The organism is Mycobacterium sp. NGS50, assembly GCF_059812545.1.
On the sequence record NZ_JCALCW010000005.1, the window covers coordinates 97,053 to 116,548 of the forward strand.

General features: G+C 66.5%; 19 protein-coding genes. 5 read left to right on the top strand and 14 right to left on the bottom strand.

Going from position 1 to position 19,496, the window contains the following annotated elements; all coding sequences use genetic code 11:
• Positions 1-93 precede the first annotated feature (93 nt).
• Complete coding sequence (locus AC5Y36_RS05545) at positions 94-1,335, top strand: MFS transporter (protein WP_500039864.1); 1,242 nt, start codon at positions 94-96, stop codon at positions 1,333-1,335.
• Here AC5Y36_RS05545 and AC5Y36_RS05550 read toward each other — a convergent pair.
• Together AC5Y36_RS05550 and AC5Y36_RS05555 are read right to left on the bottom strand one after the other, a co-directional pair.
• Positions 1,312-2,550 carry a low temperature requirement protein A gene (locus tag AC5Y36_RS05550; protein ID WP_500039865.1) on the bottom strand — a complete coding sequence of 413 codons (1,239 nt, stop codon included), beginning with the start codon at positions 2,548-2,550 and terminating at the stop codon, positions 1,312-1,314. The genes AC5Y36_RS05545 and AC5Y36_RS05550 overlap by 24 nt on opposite strands.
• A complete protein-coding gene (locus AC5Y36_RS05555; protein ID WP_500039866.1) occupies positions 2,547-3,428 on the bottom strand; it encodes a MerR family transcriptional regulator in 882 nt (293 codons plus the stop codon). Before AC5Y36_RS05555 ends, AC5Y36_RS05550 begins: the two co-directional genes overlap by 4 nt.
• 40 nt (positions 3,429-3,468) lie before the next feature.
• On the opposite strand from AC5Y36_RS05555, the gene AC5Y36_RS05560 reads away from it, so the two are divergent.
• The gene (locus tag AC5Y36_RS05560; RefSeq protein ID WP_500039867.1) at positions 3,469-4,644 is read left to right on the top strand and encodes an aromatic ring-hydroxylating oxygenase subunit alpha; all 1,176 of its coding nucleotides are present in this window, start codon (positions 3,469-3,471) and stop codon (positions 4,642-4,644) included.
• 22 nt (positions 4,645-4,666) lie between these two features.
• Here AC5Y36_RS05560 and AC5Y36_RS05565 read toward each other — a convergent pair whose 3' ends face one another.
• Together AC5Y36_RS05565 and AC5Y36_RS05570 are read right to left on the bottom strand one after the other, a co-directional pair.
• Entirely contained in the window at positions 4,667-5,977 is a 1,311-nt protein-coding gene (locus AC5Y36_RS05565) for a lipocalin-like domain-containing protein (RefSeq protein WP_500039868.1), read from the bottom strand.
• A gap of 1 nt (position 5,978) precedes the next feature.
• On the bottom strand, positions 5,979-6,764 hold the full coding sequence (locus AC5Y36_RS05570; RefSeq protein WP_500039869.1) for an enoyl-CoA hydratase/isomerase family protein: 786 nt from the start codon (positions 6,762-6,764) through the stop codon (positions 5,979-5,981).
• A 77-nt stretch (positions 6,765-6,841) separates the two neighbouring features.
• On the opposite strand from AC5Y36_RS05570, the gene AC5Y36_RS05575 reads away from it, so the two are divergent.
• Positions 6,842-8,317 (top strand): aldehyde dehydrogenase, encoded by a 1,476-nt coding sequence (locus tag AC5Y36_RS05575; protein WP_500039870.1) that lies wholly within the window; start codon positions 6,842-6,844, stop codon positions 8,315-8,317.
• A gap of 375 nt (positions 8,318-8,692) precedes the next feature.
• On the top strand, positions 8,693-9,601 hold the full coding sequence (locus tag AC5Y36_RS05580; protein WP_500039871.1) for an alpha/beta fold hydrolase: 909 nt from the start codon (positions 8,693-8,695) through the stop codon (positions 9,599-9,601).
• A 59-nt stretch (positions 9,602-9,660) separates the two neighbouring features.
• On the opposite strand, the gene AC5Y36_RS05585 is transcribed toward AC5Y36_RS05580, so the two are convergent.
• Genes AC5Y36_RS05585 through AC5Y36_RS05630 form a run of 10 tightly spaced genes read right to left on the bottom strand, consistent with a single transcriptional unit; the run spans position 9,661 to position 18,080 of the window.
• On the bottom strand, positions 9,661-10,176 hold the full coding sequence (locus tag AC5Y36_RS05585; RefSeq protein ID WP_500039872.1) for a DinB family protein: 516 nt from the start codon (positions 10,174-10,176) through the stop codon (positions 9,661-9,663).
• Between the two features lie 5 nt (positions 10,177-10,181).
• A complete protein-coding gene (locus AC5Y36_RS05590; protein ID WP_500039873.1) occupies positions 10,182-10,613 on the bottom strand; it encodes a hotdog family protein in 432 nt (143 codons plus the stop codon).
• A complete protein-coding gene (locus AC5Y36_RS05595; RefSeq protein WP_500039874.1) occupies positions 10,610-11,122 on the bottom strand; it encodes an FAS1-like dehydratase domain-containing protein in 513 nt (170 codons plus the stop codon). Before AC5Y36_RS05595 ends, AC5Y36_RS05590 begins: the two co-directional genes overlap by 4 nt.
• On the bottom strand, positions 11,113-11,511 hold the full coding sequence (locus tag AC5Y36_RS05600; RefSeq protein WP_500039875.1) for a nuclear transport factor 2 family protein: 399 nt from the start codon (positions 11,509-11,511) through the stop codon (positions 11,113-11,115). The genes AC5Y36_RS05595 and AC5Y36_RS05600 overlap by 10 nt, the downstream gene beginning before the upstream one ends.
• The gene (locus AC5Y36_RS05605) at positions 11,508-13,070 is read right to left on the bottom strand and encodes an AMP-binding protein (protein ID WP_500039876.1); all 1,563 of its coding nucleotides are present in this window, start codon (positions 13,068-13,070) and stop codon (positions 11,508-11,510) included. The genes AC5Y36_RS05600 and AC5Y36_RS05605 overlap by 4 nt, the downstream gene beginning before the upstream one ends.
• Positions 13,070-14,179 (bottom strand): aromatic ring-hydroxylating oxygenase subunit alpha, encoded by a 1,110-nt coding sequence (locus AC5Y36_RS05610; protein ID WP_500039877.1) that lies wholly within the window; start codon positions 14,177-14,179, stop codon positions 13,070-13,072. Before AC5Y36_RS05610 ends, AC5Y36_RS05605 begins: the two co-directional genes overlap by 1 nt.
• Before the next feature lie 52 nt (positions 14,180-14,231).
• Positions 14,232-15,035: an SDR family NAD(P)-dependent oxidoreductase gene (locus tag AC5Y36_RS05615; RefSeq protein WP_500039878.1), complete on the bottom strand. Its 804-nt coding sequence runs from the start codon at positions 15,033-15,035 to the stop codon at positions 14,232-14,234.
• Positions 15,036-15,059: 24 nt separating this feature from the next.
• Positions 15,060-15,719, bottom strand: coding sequence for a TetR/AcrR family transcriptional regulator (locus AC5Y36_RS05620; protein ID WP_500039879.1), 660 nt, complete (start codon positions 15,717-15,719; stop codon positions 15,060-15,062).
• The gene (locus tag AC5Y36_RS05625) at positions 15,706-16,851 is read right to left on the bottom strand and encodes a sulfotransferase family protein (RefSeq protein WP_500039880.1); all 1,146 of its coding nucleotides are present in this window, start codon (positions 16,849-16,851) and stop codon (positions 15,706-15,708) included. Before AC5Y36_RS05625 ends, AC5Y36_RS05620 begins: the two co-directional genes overlap by 14 nt.
• Complete coding sequence (locus tag AC5Y36_RS05630; protein WP_500039881.1) at positions 16,848-18,080, bottom strand: DUF1214 domain-containing protein; 1,233 nt, start codon at positions 18,078-18,080, stop codon at positions 16,848-16,850. Before AC5Y36_RS05630 ends, AC5Y36_RS05625 begins: the two co-directional genes overlap by 4 nt.
• Positions 18,081-18,255: 175 nt before the next feature.
• On the opposite strand from AC5Y36_RS05630, the gene AC5Y36_RS05635 reads away from it, so the two are divergent.
• Positions 18,256-19,494: a cytochrome P450 gene (locus tag AC5Y36_RS05635; protein ID WP_500039882.1), complete on the top strand. Its 1,239-nt coding sequence runs from the start codon at positions 18,256-18,258 to the stop codon at positions 19,492-19,494.
• Positions 19,495-19,496: the final 2 nt, after the last annotated feature.

Below are 19,496 nucleotides of genomic sequence, written 5' to 3' on the forward strand. Positions count from 1 at the left end.
GTAACACACCAATAGGGGTCTCGGTCGGGCTGTGCGTAATACCCTGGTGCGGGCGCACTGGATCGGCGCCCTCGACGAAAGGCCGGTTCAGCGTTGCGTCCCTGGATCGTGTGGTGCACCGGGCTGCTCGCCTACATCGTGGCGGTGCTGGACCGGACCACCTTCGGAGTGTCCGGGCTCGACGCCGCGCAACGCTTCGGGGCGAGTTCGAGTGTGCTGTCGTCGTTCGTGGTGTTGCAGATCATCGTCTACGCCGGCGCCCAGATCCCGGCCGGCGTGCTGCTGGACCGGTTCGGCCCCAAGGCGATGATCGCCACCGGAATCGCGATCATCTCGGCCGGGCAGCTGACACTGGGCCTGACCCACTCCCTGCCGACGGCGATCGGCGCCTACGCGCTGGTGGGGCTCGGTGATGCGTTCATCTTCATCTCGGCGATCCGGCTGGTCCCGAACTGGTTCGCGCCACCGCGGGTTCCGTTGCTGACCCAGCTGACCGGAATCTGCGGCCAGTTCGGTCAGGTGCTCTCGGCGGTGCCGTTTCTGGCCCTGCTGCTGCGCGACGGCTGGACGGTGGCCTACGCATCGGCCGCGGCGCTGGGTGTGTTGTCGATCGTGCTGACCCTCGCGCTGGTGCGGGACACCCCGCACGGGATCCGGATCATTCCCGAGCCGCGCACCGTGCGCGGCACCCTGGCCGACGTCAAGGCGGTGTGGTCGCGGCCGGGCACCCGGTTGGGTTTCTTCTCCCACATGGGCACCCAGTTCTCGATGACGGTGTTCGCACTGATGTGGGGCGTCCCCTACCTGACCACCGCGCAGGGCCTGACCCGCGAGGCGGCCGGCGGGTTGCTGACACTGTCGGTGGTGGTGTTCGCCGTGGCCGGCCTGGTGGTGGGCATCGTCTCCGGGCGTCGCCCGCAGGCCCGCCCGCCGATGGTGTTGTCGACGATCATCGCCAGCGCCCTGGTCTGGACACTGGTGCTGGCCCTGCCGTTCCGCGCGCCGGGGTGGCTGCTGGTGGTGCTGGTGGTGGTTCTCACGGTCAGCCAGACGGTCTCACTGGTCGCCTTCGACTTCGCCCGCACCTACAACCCGCACACCAGCCTGGGCACCGCGCAGGGCATGGTCAACACCGGCGGTTTCATCGCCTCTCTGCTGGTCATGCAGATCATGGGAATCGTCATCGGCGGGGTGTACTCGTTCGAGTCGTTCCGGGCCGCGTGGACGCTCCAGTACGCCGTCTGGGCGGTGGCCGCGGTCGGCGTGGTGCTCAACGGCCGCAAGGCGGCCCGCACAGAGGTTGTCGAACCGTCACTGTTCCAGGCTGCGGGCTAACACCGCCGCGGTACGCCAGTGCCCGTGGAGTTCGTAGCCGATCACGATGACCGTCGGTGCGCCCGCGACGATCACCAGACAAAGTCCCATCGATACCCCCGCATCGGCCAGCCACACCGCCGCGGCCAGCACCAGGCCGGCCACCCCCGCCAGCAGTGCGTAGAACCCGTCGACGCCACCCGCGACCAGGGTGTACACCCCGAACATGGCCCCGACGTACCACCCGACCGGCAGCGCCACCGCCAGCACCGACGCCGCCGGACTCAGCTGCGAGTGCCCCTCGATGGCGTATGCGGCCACATGCAGCCCGGCGCCGGTGGCCACGATCGCGGCGAACACCACGATGTGCGCGTAGCCGAACCAGAACGACCGATCACGGCGGGCGTGCAGCAGATCACCGAACGGCACCACGAAATACAGCCACCACATGCCGAAGGTCAGGCCGGTGCCGGCGACGGCCACCAGCACCGTGTCCAGTGTCCAGCCCTGCTCGCTCAGCACCGCCGACAACGACGCCACGGCCCCGACCACCCCCTCGCCGAGCGCGATGATGGTCAGCAGCCCGTAGCGTTCGGCGATGTGGTGGGCATGCCAGGGGGTGCCGCCCATCCACCGCTCGGCAATCACCGGACCCGTCAGTTCGATCACGAACATCGCCGCGAACAGTCCGAACGTCACGCCGACCGGGGTGTCGGCGACGATGACGCCGATCCACCCGATCTGGGCGATGGTGATGGCCACGGCGTACGTCAGGCAGGCCCGACGGCGGCCCGGGTCCTGCCGGGCGGCGCGTAACCATTGGCCCACCAGGGCGATCCGCATCACGACGTAGCCCCCGACCAGCACCCGGTTGTCGACGTGGCGTCCCTCGGCGATCGAGGTGAACACCGGCGGGATGCCCAGGGCCAGGATCAGCACGCCCACCATCTGCAGCATCGTCATCAGCCGATACACCCAGTCGTCGGTGTCGTAGGCCGACGCGAACCAGCTGAAGTTGATCCACGCCCAGCACACCGCGAAGGTGGCGAATCCGAACCCGGCCAGGCCGGCGGCGAGGTGGTGGGCGGCCATCGCGTGGCTGAACTCGCCTGCGGCGACACCGAATGCGATGACGAAGGTGAGGTCGAAGAGCAGCTCCAGCGGAGTGGCCACCCGATCGTCTTGATGCGGGTCGCGGCCCGACATCCGGCGAAGCCGATGCGCCCGATCGGTCATCCGCGCGGCGCCCGCTGGGCCGGTAGCACGATGACGCTGACCGCGGCCAGACCCCGCCGGGCGACCTCCGCTGTTACCGCGTCGATGAAATCCGCTGCGGCCGGAGTGATCGAGGCGGCCCAGGTGTGGAAGCCCTGCACAATGACCGGATCGCGTTCCAACTGTGGCTGCACCAGCCGCAACACCTCCACCACATCGTCCGGAAGCGGATCCGCCAGCTGTTGTGCGATCCAGGTGCGTGCGAGCTCCTGCGCAGCGCAGCTGTTTTCGCCCAACGCGACGACATCGTGCGCCAGGGCGCGCAACCGGTCGAACAGCACGTCGCGCCCGGGAGCCTCGGCCACCTCCGCCAGCAGGGTGCTGGCTGCGGCCGGCAACACCATCTGCCCGAACAATGCCGGCACCGGCAGCTGCCACGCCTCGAACAGTTTGGCGTACATGGCGGCGACCGGCGGGGACAGCGGCGCGCTGAGCCGCCCGATCACCCCGATGCTGTCGCGGTGCGAGGTGGCGAGTCGCTGCAGAATCCGCTCATCGGGGGTGGTGGCGGTGGCTGCGGCGGTGGCTGCGTCGATGGCAGCCACCAGCCGATCCAACCGGTCACGTTCGGCGATCAACAGGGCACGGTGGTCATCGAGGACACCGGACAGGGTGTTGGGCGGTCCGTCCAACAACCGCTGAATGTCTTTGATACCCACACCCAGGCTGCGCAACAGATCGATGCGCAGCAGGTCGAGAACCTGGTCGACGTCGAACACCCGGTAGCCGTTGGCCAGGTGCGTCGCGTTCAACAGCCCGATCTTCTCGTAGTGGCGGATCCGGCCCGACGCGATCCCGGTGAGGGCGGCGACATCGCCGATCAGCAGCGGTTCAGCCACGCCTTGACCTTACGACAGGTCCAAGGTCTGTACTGGAGGGATGGACCGTGAGCAACTCATCGATCTGACCCGGCGCGCGCTGAAGCTGGCACGGGACAAGACCACCGATCTGGCGCCCGCCGAGCACAGGGTCAGCGCCGACGCTTACACCTCCGCCGAGCGGCACCGGCAGGACCGGGCCATGCTGATGGGCAGCCCTCAGCTGGTCGGTTACGTCTCCGAACTGCCGCAGCCCGGCTCCTACTGCACCAAGACGGTGCTGGGCCGCTCGATCCTGCTGACCCGCACCGCCGAGGGCACGGTCAAGGCGTTCGACAACGTCTGCCTGCACCGGCAGTCCCCGGTGGCCAGCGGATGCGGTGTCGCCAAACGGTTCACCTGCCCGTATCACGCCTGGACCTACGACAACACCGGGCGCCTGGTGAGCCTGCCGGGCCGGGAGGGCTTTCCCGGAGTCGAGGTGAAATCGGCGGGGCTGACCGAGTTGCCGGCCGTCGAGTTCGCCGGGTTCCTCTGGGTGGCATTGGATCCGGCCGCCGACCTGGATATCGCAGGGCACCTGGGGCCGCTGGCCGAGGAGTTGGATTCCTGGGGCATCGGGCGCTGGTCTCCGTTGGGCGAGAAGGTGCTGGACACCGCGGTCAACTGGAAATTGGCGGTGGACACCTTCGCCGAGAACTATCACTTCGCCACCGTGCACCGCGACACGTTCGCGACGATCGCCCGCAGCAACTGCACGGTGTTCGACTCGTTCGGGCCGCATCACCGGTTGATCTTCCCGCTCAACGGGATCCTGGAACTCGACGACATTCCCGAGGACGACTGGGACCCGTTCAAGTACATGGTGGTGATCTATGCACTGTTCCCCAACATCGTGTTGTCGGTGACGATCGCCAACGGCGAATTGTTCCGGGTCTACCCGTCCGACGCCCCGGGGCGCTCGATCACCGTGCACCAAAACTCCACACCGCTGGACATCTCCGAGGAATCGGTGGCCGCCGGCGCCCAGGCCGTGTTCGACTACGCCCACGCCACCGTGCGCGACGAGGACTATCGGCTGGTCACCTCGTTGCAGACCAATCTGGAATCCGGGGCCCGCGATCAGCTGGTGTTCGGCCGCAATGAGCCGGGTCTGCAGCATCGCCACATCGCATGGGCGCGTTGTCTCGCCGAGATCGACACCAACGCGGAAAACGCCGAGAGCGCAGCACGTTAGCGTCGATCTCGGGGCGTAAGGCTCACTGCGCCTTGACGGCCGCGATGAGGTCGTCGAGCATCTGGGCGGCTCCTGCGTCGACGGCCGCACGGATCTCGGTCTGCAATACCCGCAGCGCCTGACCCCGGTCACTGTCCAGCAGCCGGTCTAGGTTTCGGACCCGCGCGGCCAGCTCGGTGTCCGCAACCGCGGTCGCCAGCACCTCGACCAATTCCCAATCCCGGTACAGCGTCAGGGAGCGTTCGAAGAACGCGAAACCGCTGACCGGTCGACCGCGCAGACTCCCGGTATAGCGGTACGGGCCTTCCATGTACTCGATCGGCAGGGCGTGCGCCGGTGCCGCCACCAGCGGCTCACCGGTCAGATCCAACTGCAGTGCGGCGGAGGTGATCCGGTGTCGGTCCGGCAGATAGCGGGCAGCCGCCAACGGCCGCACCAGCGGACGTACCGTCTCCGGCCACCGGACGTGGCTGGACACCGTCACCTCGAGGTCCTCCACACATTCCGGTTCGGCGTCCGGGTAGCTGACGGTCACCCCGGAAAACGGGGTCAGCGCATTGCGCTGGGTGCGATCGAACTGCCGCCAGATGCTGAGGTCGACGCCGTTGTCCAGGTTGATGGTGCGCCACTCGTGCGACCGGGCCCGCGGGTCTCCCCCGGTTCCGCCGCCGCCGGCGTAGCGGGGGAACCACTGCCGGTCGACGTGGCCGGCGGTTCCGGTGACGTGCTCGTCGATGTCCCCCCAGCGCAGTGTCCCGGTCATCGCCATGCCGGTGTGGAAGTAGGAGTAGGTGTCGTCCTGTCCGAAACAGCTGATCCGGCCGTTGTAGGCCGAGGCGCCCAGCGGCACCGGTGCGCGAGTCGCTGACACGTCGAGGTCCAGCTGCATCGGCCGGTCGGCGTGATCGCGCCCGACCAGGCCGACCTGGTAGGTGTAGGGCCGCAGATCTCCGTCACCGTCGCGACAGGTGGTCCATGACGCGGTGCCGGCGCCGCTGCGGTAGCGCAGATCCAGGTGTCCGGCGGCCGTGGATAGTTTCGGCTGTTCCCCGAGGTTGGCCGGCGGCATGTCGTAGTCGGTGTAGGTCCCGTAGTCGCCGGTGTCCAGGTCGAAAAGCGCCATCGTGTAGAAGTCGGCCACCACCGCGTTGCCGGGACGATTCTTGTTGACGATGGTCAGGAAGGCGAATGAGCGGTTCGCCGAGTGGAGTTGTCCGGCCAGAAACCAGGTGTCGGACTCCTGGTCGGGGTGATCGCCTTCGGCGGCGGGGAATTCCAGGGCATCGTCGCCGGCAACGAGCCGGAACGGGTAGCGCCGCCAGTCCATGGTCACCTCATCCGTCGATCGCGTCGTACTTGTCGGCACCGAGGAATTCGCGGACCTTGTCGATGTGTTCCTCGGCACCGAGTTCCACCGTCTCGGCGGCCAACCCGTAGTCGACGATGGCGATGGCCGCCTGCGCGATGTGTTTGGAGAACGCCCGCTTGGTGGTCTGCAACGCCCGGGCGGGTTGCGCAGCGAGTTTGGCGGCCAACGCCCGCGCGTCGTCCATCAGTGTCTCCGGACTGCTCACCCGATTGGCCAGGCCGAGATCCACGGCTAGCTCGGCCGGAATCCGCTCGCCGGTGTAGATGTACTCCTTGGCCCGGATCATGCTCATCATGTACGGCCACAGCAGCGCGCCGCCGTCGCCGGCGGTCAGGCCGATCGAGACGTGCGGATCGCACAGGTAACTGCGCTGCGACATCAACACCAGGTCGCAGCACAGCGCCAACGAAGCCCCCAGCCCGACGGCCGGGCCGTTGACGGCGGCCACCACCGGCAGCCGGAAGTTGATCATCGCCTGCAGGATCGCCCCGGCTTGCTGTGACACCGAATGACGCAAGTCCAATGAGCGGTGCTGGGCTTTGAGGAAAGCGAAATCGCCGCCACCACTGAATATTTCACCGGCGCCGGTCAGGATGACGCAGCGGGCTTCCGGGTCGCGATCCAGGTCCTGCCACACGTCGAGCAACTGGTGGTGCAGGGATGCGTTGATGACGTTTTTGGCCTGCGGACGATTGATCGTCACGATCCGTACACCGCCGTCGGCTCCGGCCACCAGAAGTTCGTCGCTCAACGCCGGCCTTCCTGCTTGGTTTCTTTGCTATGTTAGCGTCAATAGCGAAGTTACCTGTGCACAAGGGTTGGTGCCCGATGACGGAACTCCTCGACCACCGTTTCTACGATGACCTGTTCATCGGCGGACGCTGGCAACGCCCGGCGTCCGATCGGCGGATTCCGGTGATCTCCCCACACACCGAGCAGCGGATCGGCGAGGTCCCGGAGGCGGTGGAGGCCGATGTCGACCGGGCCGTCGCCGCCGCGCGAGAAGCCTTCGACCACGGCCCGTGGCCCCGGCTGAGCCCGGCCGAGCGCATCGCGAAAGTGGAGCAGCTGGCGGCGGTCTACGCCCGCAACGTCGAGCAGATGGCGGACCTGATCACCGCCGAGATGGGTTCGCCACGGCGTTTTTCGCGTCAGGGGCAGGCCAACGGCGCGGCCGCGATGATGCACCTGACGATGGGCGTGGCCCGAGAGTTCCCCTGGGTCGAACGACGCCAGGGCGTGCTCGGCGAGGTGCAGGTCCGACGGGCCCCGGTCGGTGTGGTCGGTGCAATCGTGCCGTGGAACGTGCCGCAGTTCGTGATCATGCCGAAACTGATCCCCGCCCTGATCTCCGGCTGCACCATCGTCCTCAAGCCGGCACCCGAAACACCGTTGGACGCCTTGTGGTTGGCCGAGATGCTGGAGGAGATCGAGCTGCCCGAGGGGGTGGTGTCGGTGCTGCCCGGGGGTCGCGATGTCGGCGAGCATCTAGTGCGTCATCCCGGCGTGGACAAGATCTCGTTCACCGGATCGTCGGCGGCGGGACGCCGGATCGCATCGATCTGCGGCGAGCAGCTCAAGCGTTACAGCCTGGAGCTGGGCGGGAAATCGGCGGCGATCATCCTCGATGATGCCGACGTGCCGCGCACCGTCTCGGGCCTCAAGAATGCCGGCCTGATGAACAACGGGCAGGCCTGTGTCGCACAAACCCGCATCCTGGTCAGCGAACGCCGGCACGACGAGGTGGTCGACGCGCTGGCCGAGATGATGTCGGGCTTGCAGGTCGGCGACCCCGAAGACGAGGCGACCGACATCGGTCCGCTGGTCGCGCAGCGACAACAGCACCGGGTCCAGGACTTCATTCACTCCGGCGCGGATGAAGGCGCCCGGGTGGTGGTCGGTGGCGCCGATGCCCCGGTCGAGCGCGGCTGGTACGTGCAGCCCACCCTGTTCGCCAACGCCCACAACGACATGCGCATCGCCCGCGAGGAGATCTTCGGCCCGGTGCTGACCGTGCTGCGCTACACCGACGAGGCCGACGCCGTGCGCATCGCCAACGACAGCGACTACGGGCTGGCCGGGTCGGTGTGGACCGGCGACGTCGCGCACGGCCTCGAGGTCGCCTCGGCGGTGCGGACCGGCACGTACGGCGTCAACATGTACAACCTGGACATCAGCACCCCGTTCGGCGGGTTCAAGCAGTCCGGTATCGGTCGCGAGTTCGGGCCCGAGGGCCTGAGCGCGTACGTCGAGCTGCAGGCGGTGGTGGCGAAGGGGGCCATGCCGCCGTTGCCCGAGTCTTAGCGCCTGTCACGCCGTCGTTGTCGGCGAGATTGTCAGATGCCCTGAGAGATGGCCAGTTCATGTCAGATCGCGTCGAGGGTGCCATGTCATCGATGTCCTGCGATATGGCAACGGCCGGCGCGGTCTCGAACAGGTTTTGGTCGTCATCGACGGCGAGGTCCTCATCGAGCACACACGGCCGGCATCCGGGTGACATACGTCGGTAACGGACGCCCCCCAACACCGACGAAACGTCACCCACGTCCTGACACACCAACCGTCACCGTTGTCTGACACGGAACTGTCACCCAACTTCAAATGCTTATGCCGACGAGAAAACCCTGCGTGACGGCGCGGACCGTGTTATCGATGTGGTACTAGGGACGAGGAGTCGGGATGGGTCGGGTTGCGACATTTCGATCGGATGAGGCGCGAGCCGCGTATGTCCAACTCTACGAGGCCTCGCTCGCAACCAGCGCAATTCCGGTGACGGAATCGGACGTAGAGACATCGTTCGGCCGCACGCATGTGCTTCAAGCGGGCGATCCGTCCAGGCCTGCCCTTGTGGCGCTCCACGGGCTGGAGATCAGTTCAACGATGTGGCTACCGCTTCTGCCCCTCCTTGCTGCCCGGTACAGGGTGACGATGGTCGATGCCGTTGACGAGGTGGGTAAGAGCATCGCCACGGAGCCGACCACTAAGAGCGCCGATCTAGTGGCGTGGCTCGATGAGGCGTTACGTGCGATCGAAATTCAGAGATCCGCCGTGATTGCCGCTTCGCGCGGCGCCTGGATAGCCACCCAATATGCGACAGCGTTTCCTGCGCGGGTGGAGCGCTTGGCGCTTGTGTGCCCGGTTGGGATCACTACTGGGCTGCGTTTGAGATTTCTGACGCGCGGACTGGCCACGATGAGCGTTCGGCCCACGGAACAGCGAGTCTGGTCGTTTCTTGATGCCATGGTCATGCCGAGGACCCGAAGCTCGCTGCGTCAGGAGCCTTGGCGACCGATCATGCAGCAGTTCGTCAATGGCATCGTGGGTTTCAAGGCACCTGCCAGCAGGCCGCTGATGAAGCCGTGGCCGATGCGGCCCGAATGCGATCTACGACGGCTCGCCGCGGCTCGGATTCCAGTTCTGGCGATCATGGGCCGGGACGACTCATGCCATAACGGGTCGAAGGCAGCGACCCAATTCCGCAACAAACTGCCCGGCGCGCGAATCGAACTGATCGACGACGCCAACCACATGATCTTGTCCGACCAACCCGAGACCGTGGCGAAGCTACTTGCCGAATTCCTGCAATAGGGACGGTCGTCACCACGTCAACGCCGAGCGCGCTCAACGCCGAACGTAACCAACCCCTTCTAGCGCCAGTGCGGATCGCGACCAAGCAGCGCAAGCAGTTTCGATTGCACGTCGGCCTGTGCAGCGACCGCGACCGGCGGGCGGAACATTCCCGATGCGCTGAGCACTTCGGACTCCGCGCGCGACTCGGTGTAAAAGCGTTCGCACCATTGCGGTTCCAGCCGATCAGCGGCGTCCACTGCACGGGCCAGGTCCCAGGTGTGCACCAGCACGTCTCGGGTCAGCTTGGGGAGCAGGGCGACCACATCCGATGGCACACCGATCTCGAAGGCTCGCCCGATCCCCTGATAGGTCAGCACCCACCGGGCTTGCGGGTCATCGCGCGGCCGCTCGGGTTTGAGGTCCAGCGGCCGCAGCAGCAGCACGTCATGGAACCCGATGACATGTTCAAGGACGCCCCGCGCGTCCCAGGCATCGCATGGCGAGCGACGCTCCCACCGTCCCTCGGCCGCACGGACCGTCTGGCTGAATCGTCGACAGACCGCCAGGTGCAACGTCGCGTCCGCATGGGCCATCGCCGCTACCCCGGCATCTCCAACGTGAGTTCGGCCGGACAGCACAACTCGCCGCGTTGGTTGCACACCTGAATCTGTACATCCACCAGATGACGTGGCGCGTCTGTGGAATCGTCACGCCGTTTGGCGACCACCTGTCCCCGGCCGACCATGGTGTCACCGGCGTAGATGGATCCGGCCAGGGTCATCTTGCGGCGCACCACCCGGCTGAACGGTCCGGCCCACCCGGTCGCGATCCGGTCGACGAAGCCGGCCAGGTGCATGGTGTTGACGAAAATGCCGGGATGGCCGTGGCGTTGGACATACTCGGGGTCGATGTGGCCGGCGAAGAAGTCCCACGTGGCGGCCCCGTTGAGAACCACGCGCTGGTAGTCGATCTCGTCGATCACCTCCGGCAACTCGACGGGAACCTCCAGCCGCTGCCAGTCCACGCTCATGCACCCGCCTCGGGAGTGAAGCGGAACAACGTGTTTCGGTTGCGGGCCACCACCGCACCATCCTGGCGGGTGAACGTGTCCAGGGTCTCGACGAAGTGCCCGACCCCGAGCCGGGTGTGCTTCTCCGGGGACACTGCCACCAGCTCCTCGACCACGGTCAGCAGGTCCCCCTCCACGATCGGCAGCGGAAATTCCGCCTCGTTGGTGACGTTGACGATCGTGGTGCCCGGCAGCGGTACCCGCACCGCGATCGAGGACACCCGCGGCGCACCGCCGGGCAGCCACGGCGGCGGGATCAGCCAACCCATCAGCAATCCCGGCGGCGCCAACAGCCCACCCCAGGTGTCGTCGGCGAACCGGGGATCCCAGTACGCGGGGTTTTCGTCTCGGACCAGCGCGGCGAACAGCTGGATACGCGCGGCGCTGACCGGTGCCGAAGCGGTGCGCGGATCACTGCGGGTGCCGACCATGCGCAGCGCGTCGTCGTAGCTGCCGAACACTAACTCCATCGCAGCTCACGGGACGCGAAATACCATGCGCCCCGCTCGTAGACGAGTTCGTCACGGTAGGTTCCGGTGGCACGCAACGTGGACGCCCCGCGGTCGCCGACCGCGTAGAGCACCGCAACGCACAACTGGGTGGCGTTGACGCCGTCGACGGCGATGTCGTGGTCGACGGTGGCCAGGCGCTGTCCCCCACCGCCGTCGAATGCCGCCCTCAGGTCGGTGAATTCCTCCCCGTCACGGCTGAAGCGGGCACCGCTGTGCTTGAAGCACCCGACCCAGCCGTCACGGTCGCCGTCGGAATAGCAGCGGTTGTAGCGGGCGGTGAGGTTCAGGATCGCATCGCGTCCCGTTGCCGCGTCGAGCAAGTACTGCTGCTGGTAGGTCAGCGTCATCCGGTCTGTCTCCCATCGCGCCTGAGGTGATATCCATGCTGTTCTCGATCCCAGGTTTGCGGGCCGACGCCGCGGGCCCGCAGCACATCCTTGCGGATCCGTCCGATGATCGTCTTCGGGATCTCATCGACGATCTCGATGTAGCGCGGGACGCAGAAATACGGCATGCGCTGCGCGCAGAAGTCCAGCAGTTCAGTGTGATCCAGGTCCGCTGCGGCCGTGACGACCACCAGGATGTCGTCCTCACCCAGATCGCTGGGTACCCCGACCACGGCGGCTTCGGTGACATCGGGATGAGCCAGCACCGCGGTTTCCACTTCGATCGAGGAGATGTTCTCGCCGCGCCGTCGCAGCGAATCCTTGAGCCGGTCGAGATAGGTCAGGTTCCGCGCCGCGTCCAGGGCCCCGAGGTCGCCGGTGCGATACCACTCGGGATGTGCGACGACGTCGCCGTGCGCGTTCAGATAGCCTTCGCTCATCACGTGCGGATGCCTGGGACGACAGGCGATTTCGCCAACCATTCCGTCCGGCATCGGATTGCCGTCCGCATCGACGATACGGACCTCGAAGTTGTCGGTGGGGGTTCCCGAGGTGCCGGGCACGCCGGCATCCGAGACCCGTTTGGTGGTGATCGGAAAGGCCTCGGTCAGTCCGTACATGGTGACAACTCGGCAGCGGTAGCGTTCTTCGATGGCGCGGTAGTCACCGGCGGCGATCGGCGCGGCGGAGATGAACCGCAACCCGAGCTGACCGTCGCCCGCAGCGGCGGGCAGATTGGCCAGCATCGACACCATCGCGCCGGCGCCGGCGAAACCGACCGCACCGCAGGCCCGCATCTCATCCCAGGCGGTGCTGGGGTGAAACGCCTCCGCGAGCACCGTGGTCCCGCCGACCAGCATCGGCGCCAGCACGCTGGGTGCGGCGCTGAGGTGAAACAGCGGCATCGCGGTCCACACCGTCTCACCGGCCGAGAATTCCCACGCCGCGGCAACGGTCGCCGCCGCCGAAAACAAATAATGCCAGCTGGTGGCAACGGCTTTCGAGGCCCCGGTGGTGCCCGAGGTGAAGAAGATCGCACCCAGATCGCCGCCCGCTGCCGGGGCATCGGCGACCGTCCGGCCGGCTCCACGGGCCAGGGCGGCGTCGTAGGTCACCACATCAACGGCCATTGGGTCCCGGATCTCCTGAACGCGCGGCAACCGTTGCGCGTCGGTGATGACGACCTTGGCCCGGGACAGGGTGAGCGCACGCTGCAGGAATTCGCCCCTGTTGGCGGCGTTCACCGCAGCGCTGACCGCCCCGATTCGCGCAGCTCCCAGCCAGAAGTAGATCCACTCCGGGCGGGTCGCGGTGAACAGCGCCACACAGTCGCCGCGGCCGATTCCCAGCTCCTGCAACGCGCTGGCCGCCGCACAGGAGCGCTGCCGCATTTGTTCGAAGGACACCTGCTCACCGGCGACCGACATCATCACCCGGTCGCCGTATTGCGCGGCGCGGCGGTCGAGTACCGCCGGCACGGTGAAATCCTCGACTCCGAACTCAGCGGGGCCGGCGAGCATCAGGCGCCCGCGGCCGCCGGATCCGGCTGACCGTCGGGGGTGTAGCCGAAGTCGTCGGATGCGGGCTGCTCGCCCGGATAGAAGCGGTGCGCCCACCGCCGCAATGCGGCGTAGTCGCGGGCCTCCTCCGGCGCCAGGTTCGGCTTCTCCAGGTACTTCATGTTCTCCCAAGTGAAGAAGTCCTGCTTGATGACCTCCTGCTGCAACGCCAGGAATCGGGCGGCCCGCCCGGTCGGGGCGTCACCGTCATCGCCGGGTTCCCGGATCGACGCCTGGGTATAGAAGTAATCGGTGTAATCCTCGTCCACCGGCGTCTGCCCGGTGACCTGCAGGGTGTTCACCAGATCGCTGGGGAAGCGCACCAGCCCCAACCCCAGCGAGTAGTTGTCGTAGATGATCTCGGCGTCGACCTCGCCGTTGGGCGTCAGCCAGGTCTGTGCGCGTCCGCCACCGAAGTTGGCCCTCACGGTGGCGTGCAGGTGATAGCCGGCCACTTCGAAGGACGCGGTGTTGGCCGGATTGGCCGCCTTGTGCACGTACTGCACGTGATAGGGGTCAGCGGCGTTTTCGATGATCATCTGCGCATGCACCTTGACCCGGTTGACCATCCGGGTGTGCGGGTGCAGCGGGTAGTAGTCGTCGGACTCCAGTTCCGGCAGGACCGGCGGCTGCCAGTACGGCGCTCGGCCGTGGCGTTCATGCCACACCAGGATGAAGCCGTACCACTGGAGGCAGGGGTAGGTGCGGATGTGAACGTTGGGTTTGCAGCCGATCTTGCTGTATGGGATCAGCGCGTTGGTGCCGTCACCGCGCCAGTGCCAACCGTGCCACGGGCACACGATGTTCTCGCCGTCCACGGTGCCGCCGACACCCATGTTGGCGCCCAGATGCTGGCAATAGGCGTCCAGTGCGTGGACGGCTCCGGTGGCGGTGCGGAACAGCACCAGTTCCTCACCGAAGTAGTGCACGCGCTTGACGCTGCCGGCACTGAGGTCCGACGCAAAACCGACGATGAACCATCCGGTCGGGAACCGGTACGGGGACAGGCCGATGCCGCTCGGGCCGAATTCCCGCTCCGAGGGGTCTGACTCAGAAACCGTCTGTGTCACGACTTCTCCGTTCTTGCCTTCTATTTTTACTATTTTAAGAATTAACAGTCAATCAGACGAAGTCCGAGCCGCCGTCGACGTTGACCGTCGCACCGGTGACGTACCCGTTGCGCCGGGACGCCAGATACGCCGTGATCGAGGCGACTTCCTCGGGGAGCCCCGCCCGACCCAGGTCGCAGGGCTGATGGAAATTGGTGGCGATCCATTTCATTACGTCGTTCGGATTCTCCGCGTCGAGTCCGTCGGCGGCCAGTACGCCCTTGAGCGCTTCGGTGAAGCTAGCGGTCACGATGGTCCCGGGGCAGATGCAGTTCACCAGGATGCCGTCGGTGGCCAGGCTTTTCGAGAGGTTCTTGGTGACGCTGCTCAGGGCTGCCTTCGATGCCGTGTAGGCGACGATGCGTGGGCTCTGGCGCTGGATTGAATGTGCGGCAAACGTCACGATGCGGGCCCATTCGGCGGCGCGCAGCATCGGCAGCGATGCTCGGATCGCCCGCACCCCGGACATGGTGCCCAGCGCGAAAGCGGTGTCCCAATCCGCATCGTCCATCGTCTCGAAGAACCCGTCCCCGGGCCCGATGGTGTGGACCAGGCTGTTCAGTTCGCCCCATCGTTGCGCCACCTGCGCGAATCCGGCGGCGATGGAGTCCGCATCGGACATGTCGACGCTGATGCCGATGGCGTCGGGTGCTCCGGCAGCTTTCAGCGATGCCACCGTGCTATCCAGCGCCGCTTGACCCCTGGCCATCACCGCGACGCTGGCCCCTTCGGCGGCCAGTGTCTGGGCCACGGCCAAGCCCATCCCCTTGCTGCCGCCCGTCACAACGGCTTTCGCGCCGACATAGCCCAGATCCATGGCGTCCCCTTCAGTTGACGATGCTCAGCGCCGGCCCTGGCCGACAGCGGTGGCGACCAGCTGGGCCGGAGCCCCCAGACCACCTAGACAAAACCGGAGCGCTGCGTCCCGGGTCCGGGTGCGGTCACTGTTCCCGGTCGCCCACTGGCGCTCGACGCACGCCCATACCGCGCCGTGCAGCAACTCGGCGTCGGTCACCGGGTCGATGTCGACGAAGATGCCTTGGCGCTTGCCCAGTTCGAGTTGGTCGATCAACGGCCCGAGCGTCTCCCGATATGCCGGGCCGACGACGTCGGGAGCGGCGAACATCTGTGAGCGTGCTTCTAACGACGAGGTGCGCAGATCCGATCGAACGGCATCACCAAAAGCCAATTCCAGGCGGCCATCGACCCACAGCGCCACGGCTTCGACCGGGTTCGCCGCCTTCGCCATCTTCCGGCGCAACCGCCGCATCTCGGCGCGCGCCAGCTCCAAGAACACCGATTGGAGCAGCTGGTCTTTCGAATCGAAATGCCGGTAGAACGCGCGGGTGCCCAACTTTGCCCGGGTGAGGACCTCGGCCACCGTCAATCCTCCGGCGCCGTGTTCGTGCACCACTGCCGCCGCCGCGGCCAACAGCGCGGCGCGCTCGTCGGGGTCTAACCCCGCTGCCTTATCGGCGACCGCGGTGTCACGCCGTGGCATCGTAGCTGCCCAGATAGTCGGCGAAATGTTCGTGGACGCGTTGTGCTGTCAGTCCGTAGTCGGACAGGTCAGGGTGGTGTTCGCCACGCGATCCGGGCTGATGCCCGGCGGCCCACCGCTGCACGGAGCGACGGGTGTCTTGGGTGAAGGCCAATCCCAGTTTCTGGTAGGCGTTCTGCAGGGTGTTGACCGGATCCGTTTGCAGATCAGCGAATGAGACGTCCGCGAAGCGGCTGTCACCGGCCGTGGCCCGAAAGTCCATCGCCCGACGAACACCCTCAGCCCAGCAAGTCAGCTGCTCCTCGCCGAGCTCCCGGGCATCGTCGCGGTCGCTGCTCCAGCTGCGGACGTATCGGATCAGGCTGCATACCGACGCCATGACCTGTGCCGGATCACGGTGGCTCCACAGGAATTTGGCATCCGGGTAGGCGGCGATCACCGCGTCGAGCCAGAACATGTGCACCGGTGTCTTGAGGTGCCACAGGTTCGGCGGGCAGTGCCACTGCAGCAGCTTCAGCACCCGGCGGTGATAGGTGTAGGTCTCGCGCATGTCGCAGTCCATCACCCAGCGCAGGTAGCCGGGAACACGCACCACACCGTCAAAATGCACGGTGCGAAAGCTCATTCCCATGATGTCTTGGCATTCGGTGGCGGCGATCGCCTCGGAGTTGTAGAGCGTCTTCATCAGCGGGAACATGTCGTTGAGCATGTTCAGACCCGCCTCGGCCTGGGCGATGCGCGGATCCTCGTGCTGGGTCGCCGCCTCCGGGGGCGGCGTGGGAGCCTGCGACTCCCACATCCGCAGCGAGCGGAACTGCGGGTCCGCCCCCACCAGCTGGCTCAGCGCTGTGGTCCCGGTGCGCGGCAGGCCGATGATGAAGACCGGTCCGGCGATGGTTCCCGCATCGATCTCGGGATGCTGCCGGTAGGCCTCTTCGATCTTCAACCGTTGAATCAGGGCGTTGCTGAGCGTCGCATGCTGGATCACCGTCCCGATCTCGTTGAGATCGGCCTCGGTGTTCAGCGCGTCGACGGTGCGTTCCAGGCCCTCCCGGTAGTAGTGCGAGCCGAAGTCGTCGAGGCCGGTGGCCTGGCGCGCACCTGCCTCCAGTTCGTCAGCCGAGAAACTCACCGGGCGAACCTTTCGAGTACCGCACGCCGACGGCCGGCAAGGATGCCGGCCCGCTGCTGCGGTGTGACCGTTGTGGTGTCCGCCGGTAGCGCGGCGGCGATGTCGTCGAAGGAGACCACCCGCGCGGTAGGCGTGGGCGCGGTATCGGTGCGCACGCAGCGCAGGATCATCGCCCCGTTGCTGTGCCCGGCGGTGTCCAGCCAGTTCGCCACCCCGGGATCGCGTCCGCAGACGACGACGCGCAGGACCCCGTCGGCATCGACCACGGCTTGGTGCGCGTTGAGACTCGACTGGTGCCGACCGTAATGAATGGTCTCCCACCAGGCATTGCCCAGTGAGTAGCTCCAGTACACGCCGTTGGGTGGTTCCACCTCCAGAATCAGCGCCTCGTCCGGCTGCAGGTCCCACCGCCCGATCACCGGGCGGTTCTCGGCCGCCGCCCCCATCGCGGAGAGGTCGACCGGGGCGAGAAAGCCGTTGACCGGCGGTGCACCACCCAGGTCATGGAAGAACTTCAGATTGTCGTGAATGAACTCTCCCACTGCGACGAGCTGCTGGGACAGCGCCGCCCCCGGGTCGGGCGCCGGGTGCCGGTGCTCGCCGTCATCCCCGATCCGTTCGATCCGCAGCGCCGAAGCCACCTCGGAATCCCAGTCGTAGAAGAAGTGGCGCACCACCAGCGTGGGATGTTCGCCGTCGGTCGGCATCCAGTTGCCCGGGCGCTCATCCCCGCCGAGAAGCACCTCGAAGTTGCCGTCGACGTCGACGTCGAGCTCATCGACCAGGAGGTTTGCGGTGGCCGCGATGCCGTTCATGGTCTGCAGACCGACATAGCGGGCCGTCCCGCGGTTGCCGAACAGCCGATAACGCGCGCCACCCCGCAGCGTCGCACGGGTGTAGAGCGCATCGGGACATTCCATCCCCCAGGTCAGGATGTCGTCGGTCGATGTCCGTGAGACGGCGAGAACCGGATCCGGATCGAATCGCAGCGCTTCGTCGATACCGATGGCCGCCAGAACCAGCAGATGACGCATTCCCGATGCCGTGTCGATCGGGTTGCGCGCCTGCGGACTACCGGACACGAGCTCGATGGCCGCCCGCCATCGATCGAAGAGGTGCGCCCACCCCTGGGATATGTCGACGCCGTCGCAAGGTTGGTCGGCGGCCGCTTCCGCGATGGCAAACGGCAGCCACGTCGCTGGCTTGTTCGACGCCGGTGTGTTCGGCACAGTGCCCTCTCCCCGAAAATGCCGTTTTCGCCTGAGGTCCGCCAACTATCACATCTGCCGGCCTAGCTGTCAACGCCCGCTCGCATCACCGCAGGGTGCGGACGTCTCGCTATCATGCTTAAATAACTAAAATAGTGGCCTTGGCATGTCGCCCGGCACGAAACGAGGCTTGGTTATGACGACGACCGATGTCGATCTGTCCGATTCCGCGCTGTGGCACAACGGCTTTCCCGACCGGATTTTCACCGACCTGCGCCGTGATCAGCCGCTGTTCTGGCACGAGCGCACACCGGGAGTCGCCAAGTTGGGCGCTCAGCGTGGTTTCTGGATGACCACCAAGCACCGGCACGCGCTACGCATCCACCGCGATGCGGACTCATTCACGGCCAAGGACGGCCCACTGATCCAACCCATCGACACGTTCTCGTCGTATCCGACGATCATCAACATGGATCCGCCGGAGCTGAACAAACGCCGGCGGATCATCTCCGGCGCCTTCACGCCGCGAGCGATCGCCAAACTGGAGGACGGTATTCGGGTGCGCGCGGCCCGCATGGTCGACGGCCTGCTCTCCGCTGGCGGCGGGGACTGGATCGACGACGTGGCCGACGCGCTGCCGATGACGGTGATCGGCGACATCATCGGCATGCCGGAGCAGGACCGACCGCGGATCTTCACCGCGTTCGACCAGATCCTGACGGCCCGCTCGCCGGCGGCGCGTTTGAGCGAGCAGGAAGAACTCGAGCTGTACGCGACGATCTTCGGCTACGCCATGGAGCTCACCGCGCAGAAGCGCCGCGAGCCCGCCGACGATATCTGGAGCACCCTGGCGTCGTCGGTGATGACCGGCGACGACGGGGAGGAATTCGCCCTGCCCGACGGTGAATTGGAGATCTTCTTCTTCGTGCTCGCCTTCGCCGGAAGTGACACCACGAAGAATGCCTTGGCGGCAGGGCTTCAGGCGTTCGTGGCCAATCCCGAGCAGATGCGGCGGTACCGCGACGACGAGTCGGTGCGGTCGAGCGCGGTCGAGGAGGTGCTGCGTTGGGCCACCCCGGTGGCGTATTGGACCCGCACCACCAAGGTCGACATCGAGCTCGACGGTCAGCACATTCCGCGGGGTGATCGCGTCGTCTCGATGCTGCGCTCAGCCAATCGCGATGAAGAGGTGTTCGACGACCCGTTCACGTTCGACATCGGGCGCGACCCCAACCCGCACGTCGCGTTCGGCGGCGGCGGGCCGCACCACTGCCTGGGTGCCATGTTGGCGCGTGCCGAGATCCGCGCCGCGCTCGACGAGTTGCTGCTGCGCTGCGACGACATCCGCCTGGGCCCGGTAACCGCGGCCTACCCGAGCCTGGCCACCAACATGTCGATCTACGACGCGCTGCCGATCACGTTGCGGGCCCGCTAGCG

Bases quoted from the DNA above. Each gene is read 5' to 3' on its own strand.
- AC5Y36_RS05550 (WP_500039865.1), bottom strand. From the start codon at position 2,550: ATGACCGATCGGGCGCATCGGCTTCGCCGGATGTCGGGCCGCGACCCG.
- AC5Y36_RS05605 (WP_500039876.1), bottom strand. From the start codon at position 13,070: ATGCTCGCCGGCCCCGCTGAGTTCGGAGTCGAGGATTTCACCGTGCCG.
- AC5Y36_RS05560 (WP_500039867.1), top strand. From the start codon at position 3,469: ATGGACCGTGAGCAACTCATCGATCTGACCCGGCGCGCGCTGAAGCTG.
- AC5Y36_RS05590 (WP_500039873.1), bottom strand. From the start codon at position 10,613: ATGAGCGTGGACTGGCAGCGGCTGGAGGTTCCCGTCGAGTTGCCGGAG.
- AC5Y36_RS05595 (WP_500039874.1), bottom strand. From the start codon at position 11,122: ATGGAGTTAGTGTTCGGCAGCTACGACGACGCGCTGCGCATGGTCGGC.
- AC5Y36_RS05600 (WP_500039875.1), bottom strand. From the start codon at position 11,511: ATGACGCTGACCTACCAGCAGCAGTACTTGCTCGACGCGGCAACGGGA.
- AC5Y36_RS05575 (WP_500039870.1), top strand. From the start codon at position 6,842: ATGACGGAACTCCTCGACCACCGTTTCTACGATGACCTGTTCATCGGC.
- AC5Y36_RS05580 (WP_500039871.1), top strand. From the start codon at position 8,693: ATGGGTCGGGTTGCGACATTTCGATCGGATGAGGCGCGAGCCGCGTAT.
- AC5Y36_RS05585 (WP_500039872.1), bottom strand. From the start codon at position 10,176: ATGGCCCATGCGGACGCGACGTTGCACCTGGCGGTCTGTCGACGATTC.
- AC5Y36_RS05620 (WP_500039879.1), bottom strand. From the start codon at position 15,719: ATGCCACGGCGTGACACCGCGGTCGCCGATAAGGCAGCGGGGTTAGAC.
- AC5Y36_RS05635 (WP_500039882.1), top strand. From the start codon at position 18,256: ATGACGACGACCGATGTCGATCTGTCCGATTCCGCGCTGTGGCACAAC.
- AC5Y36_RS05615 (WP_500039878.1), bottom strand. From the start codon at position 15,035: ATGGATCTGGGCTATGTCGGCGCGAAAGCCGTTGTGACGGGCGGCAGC.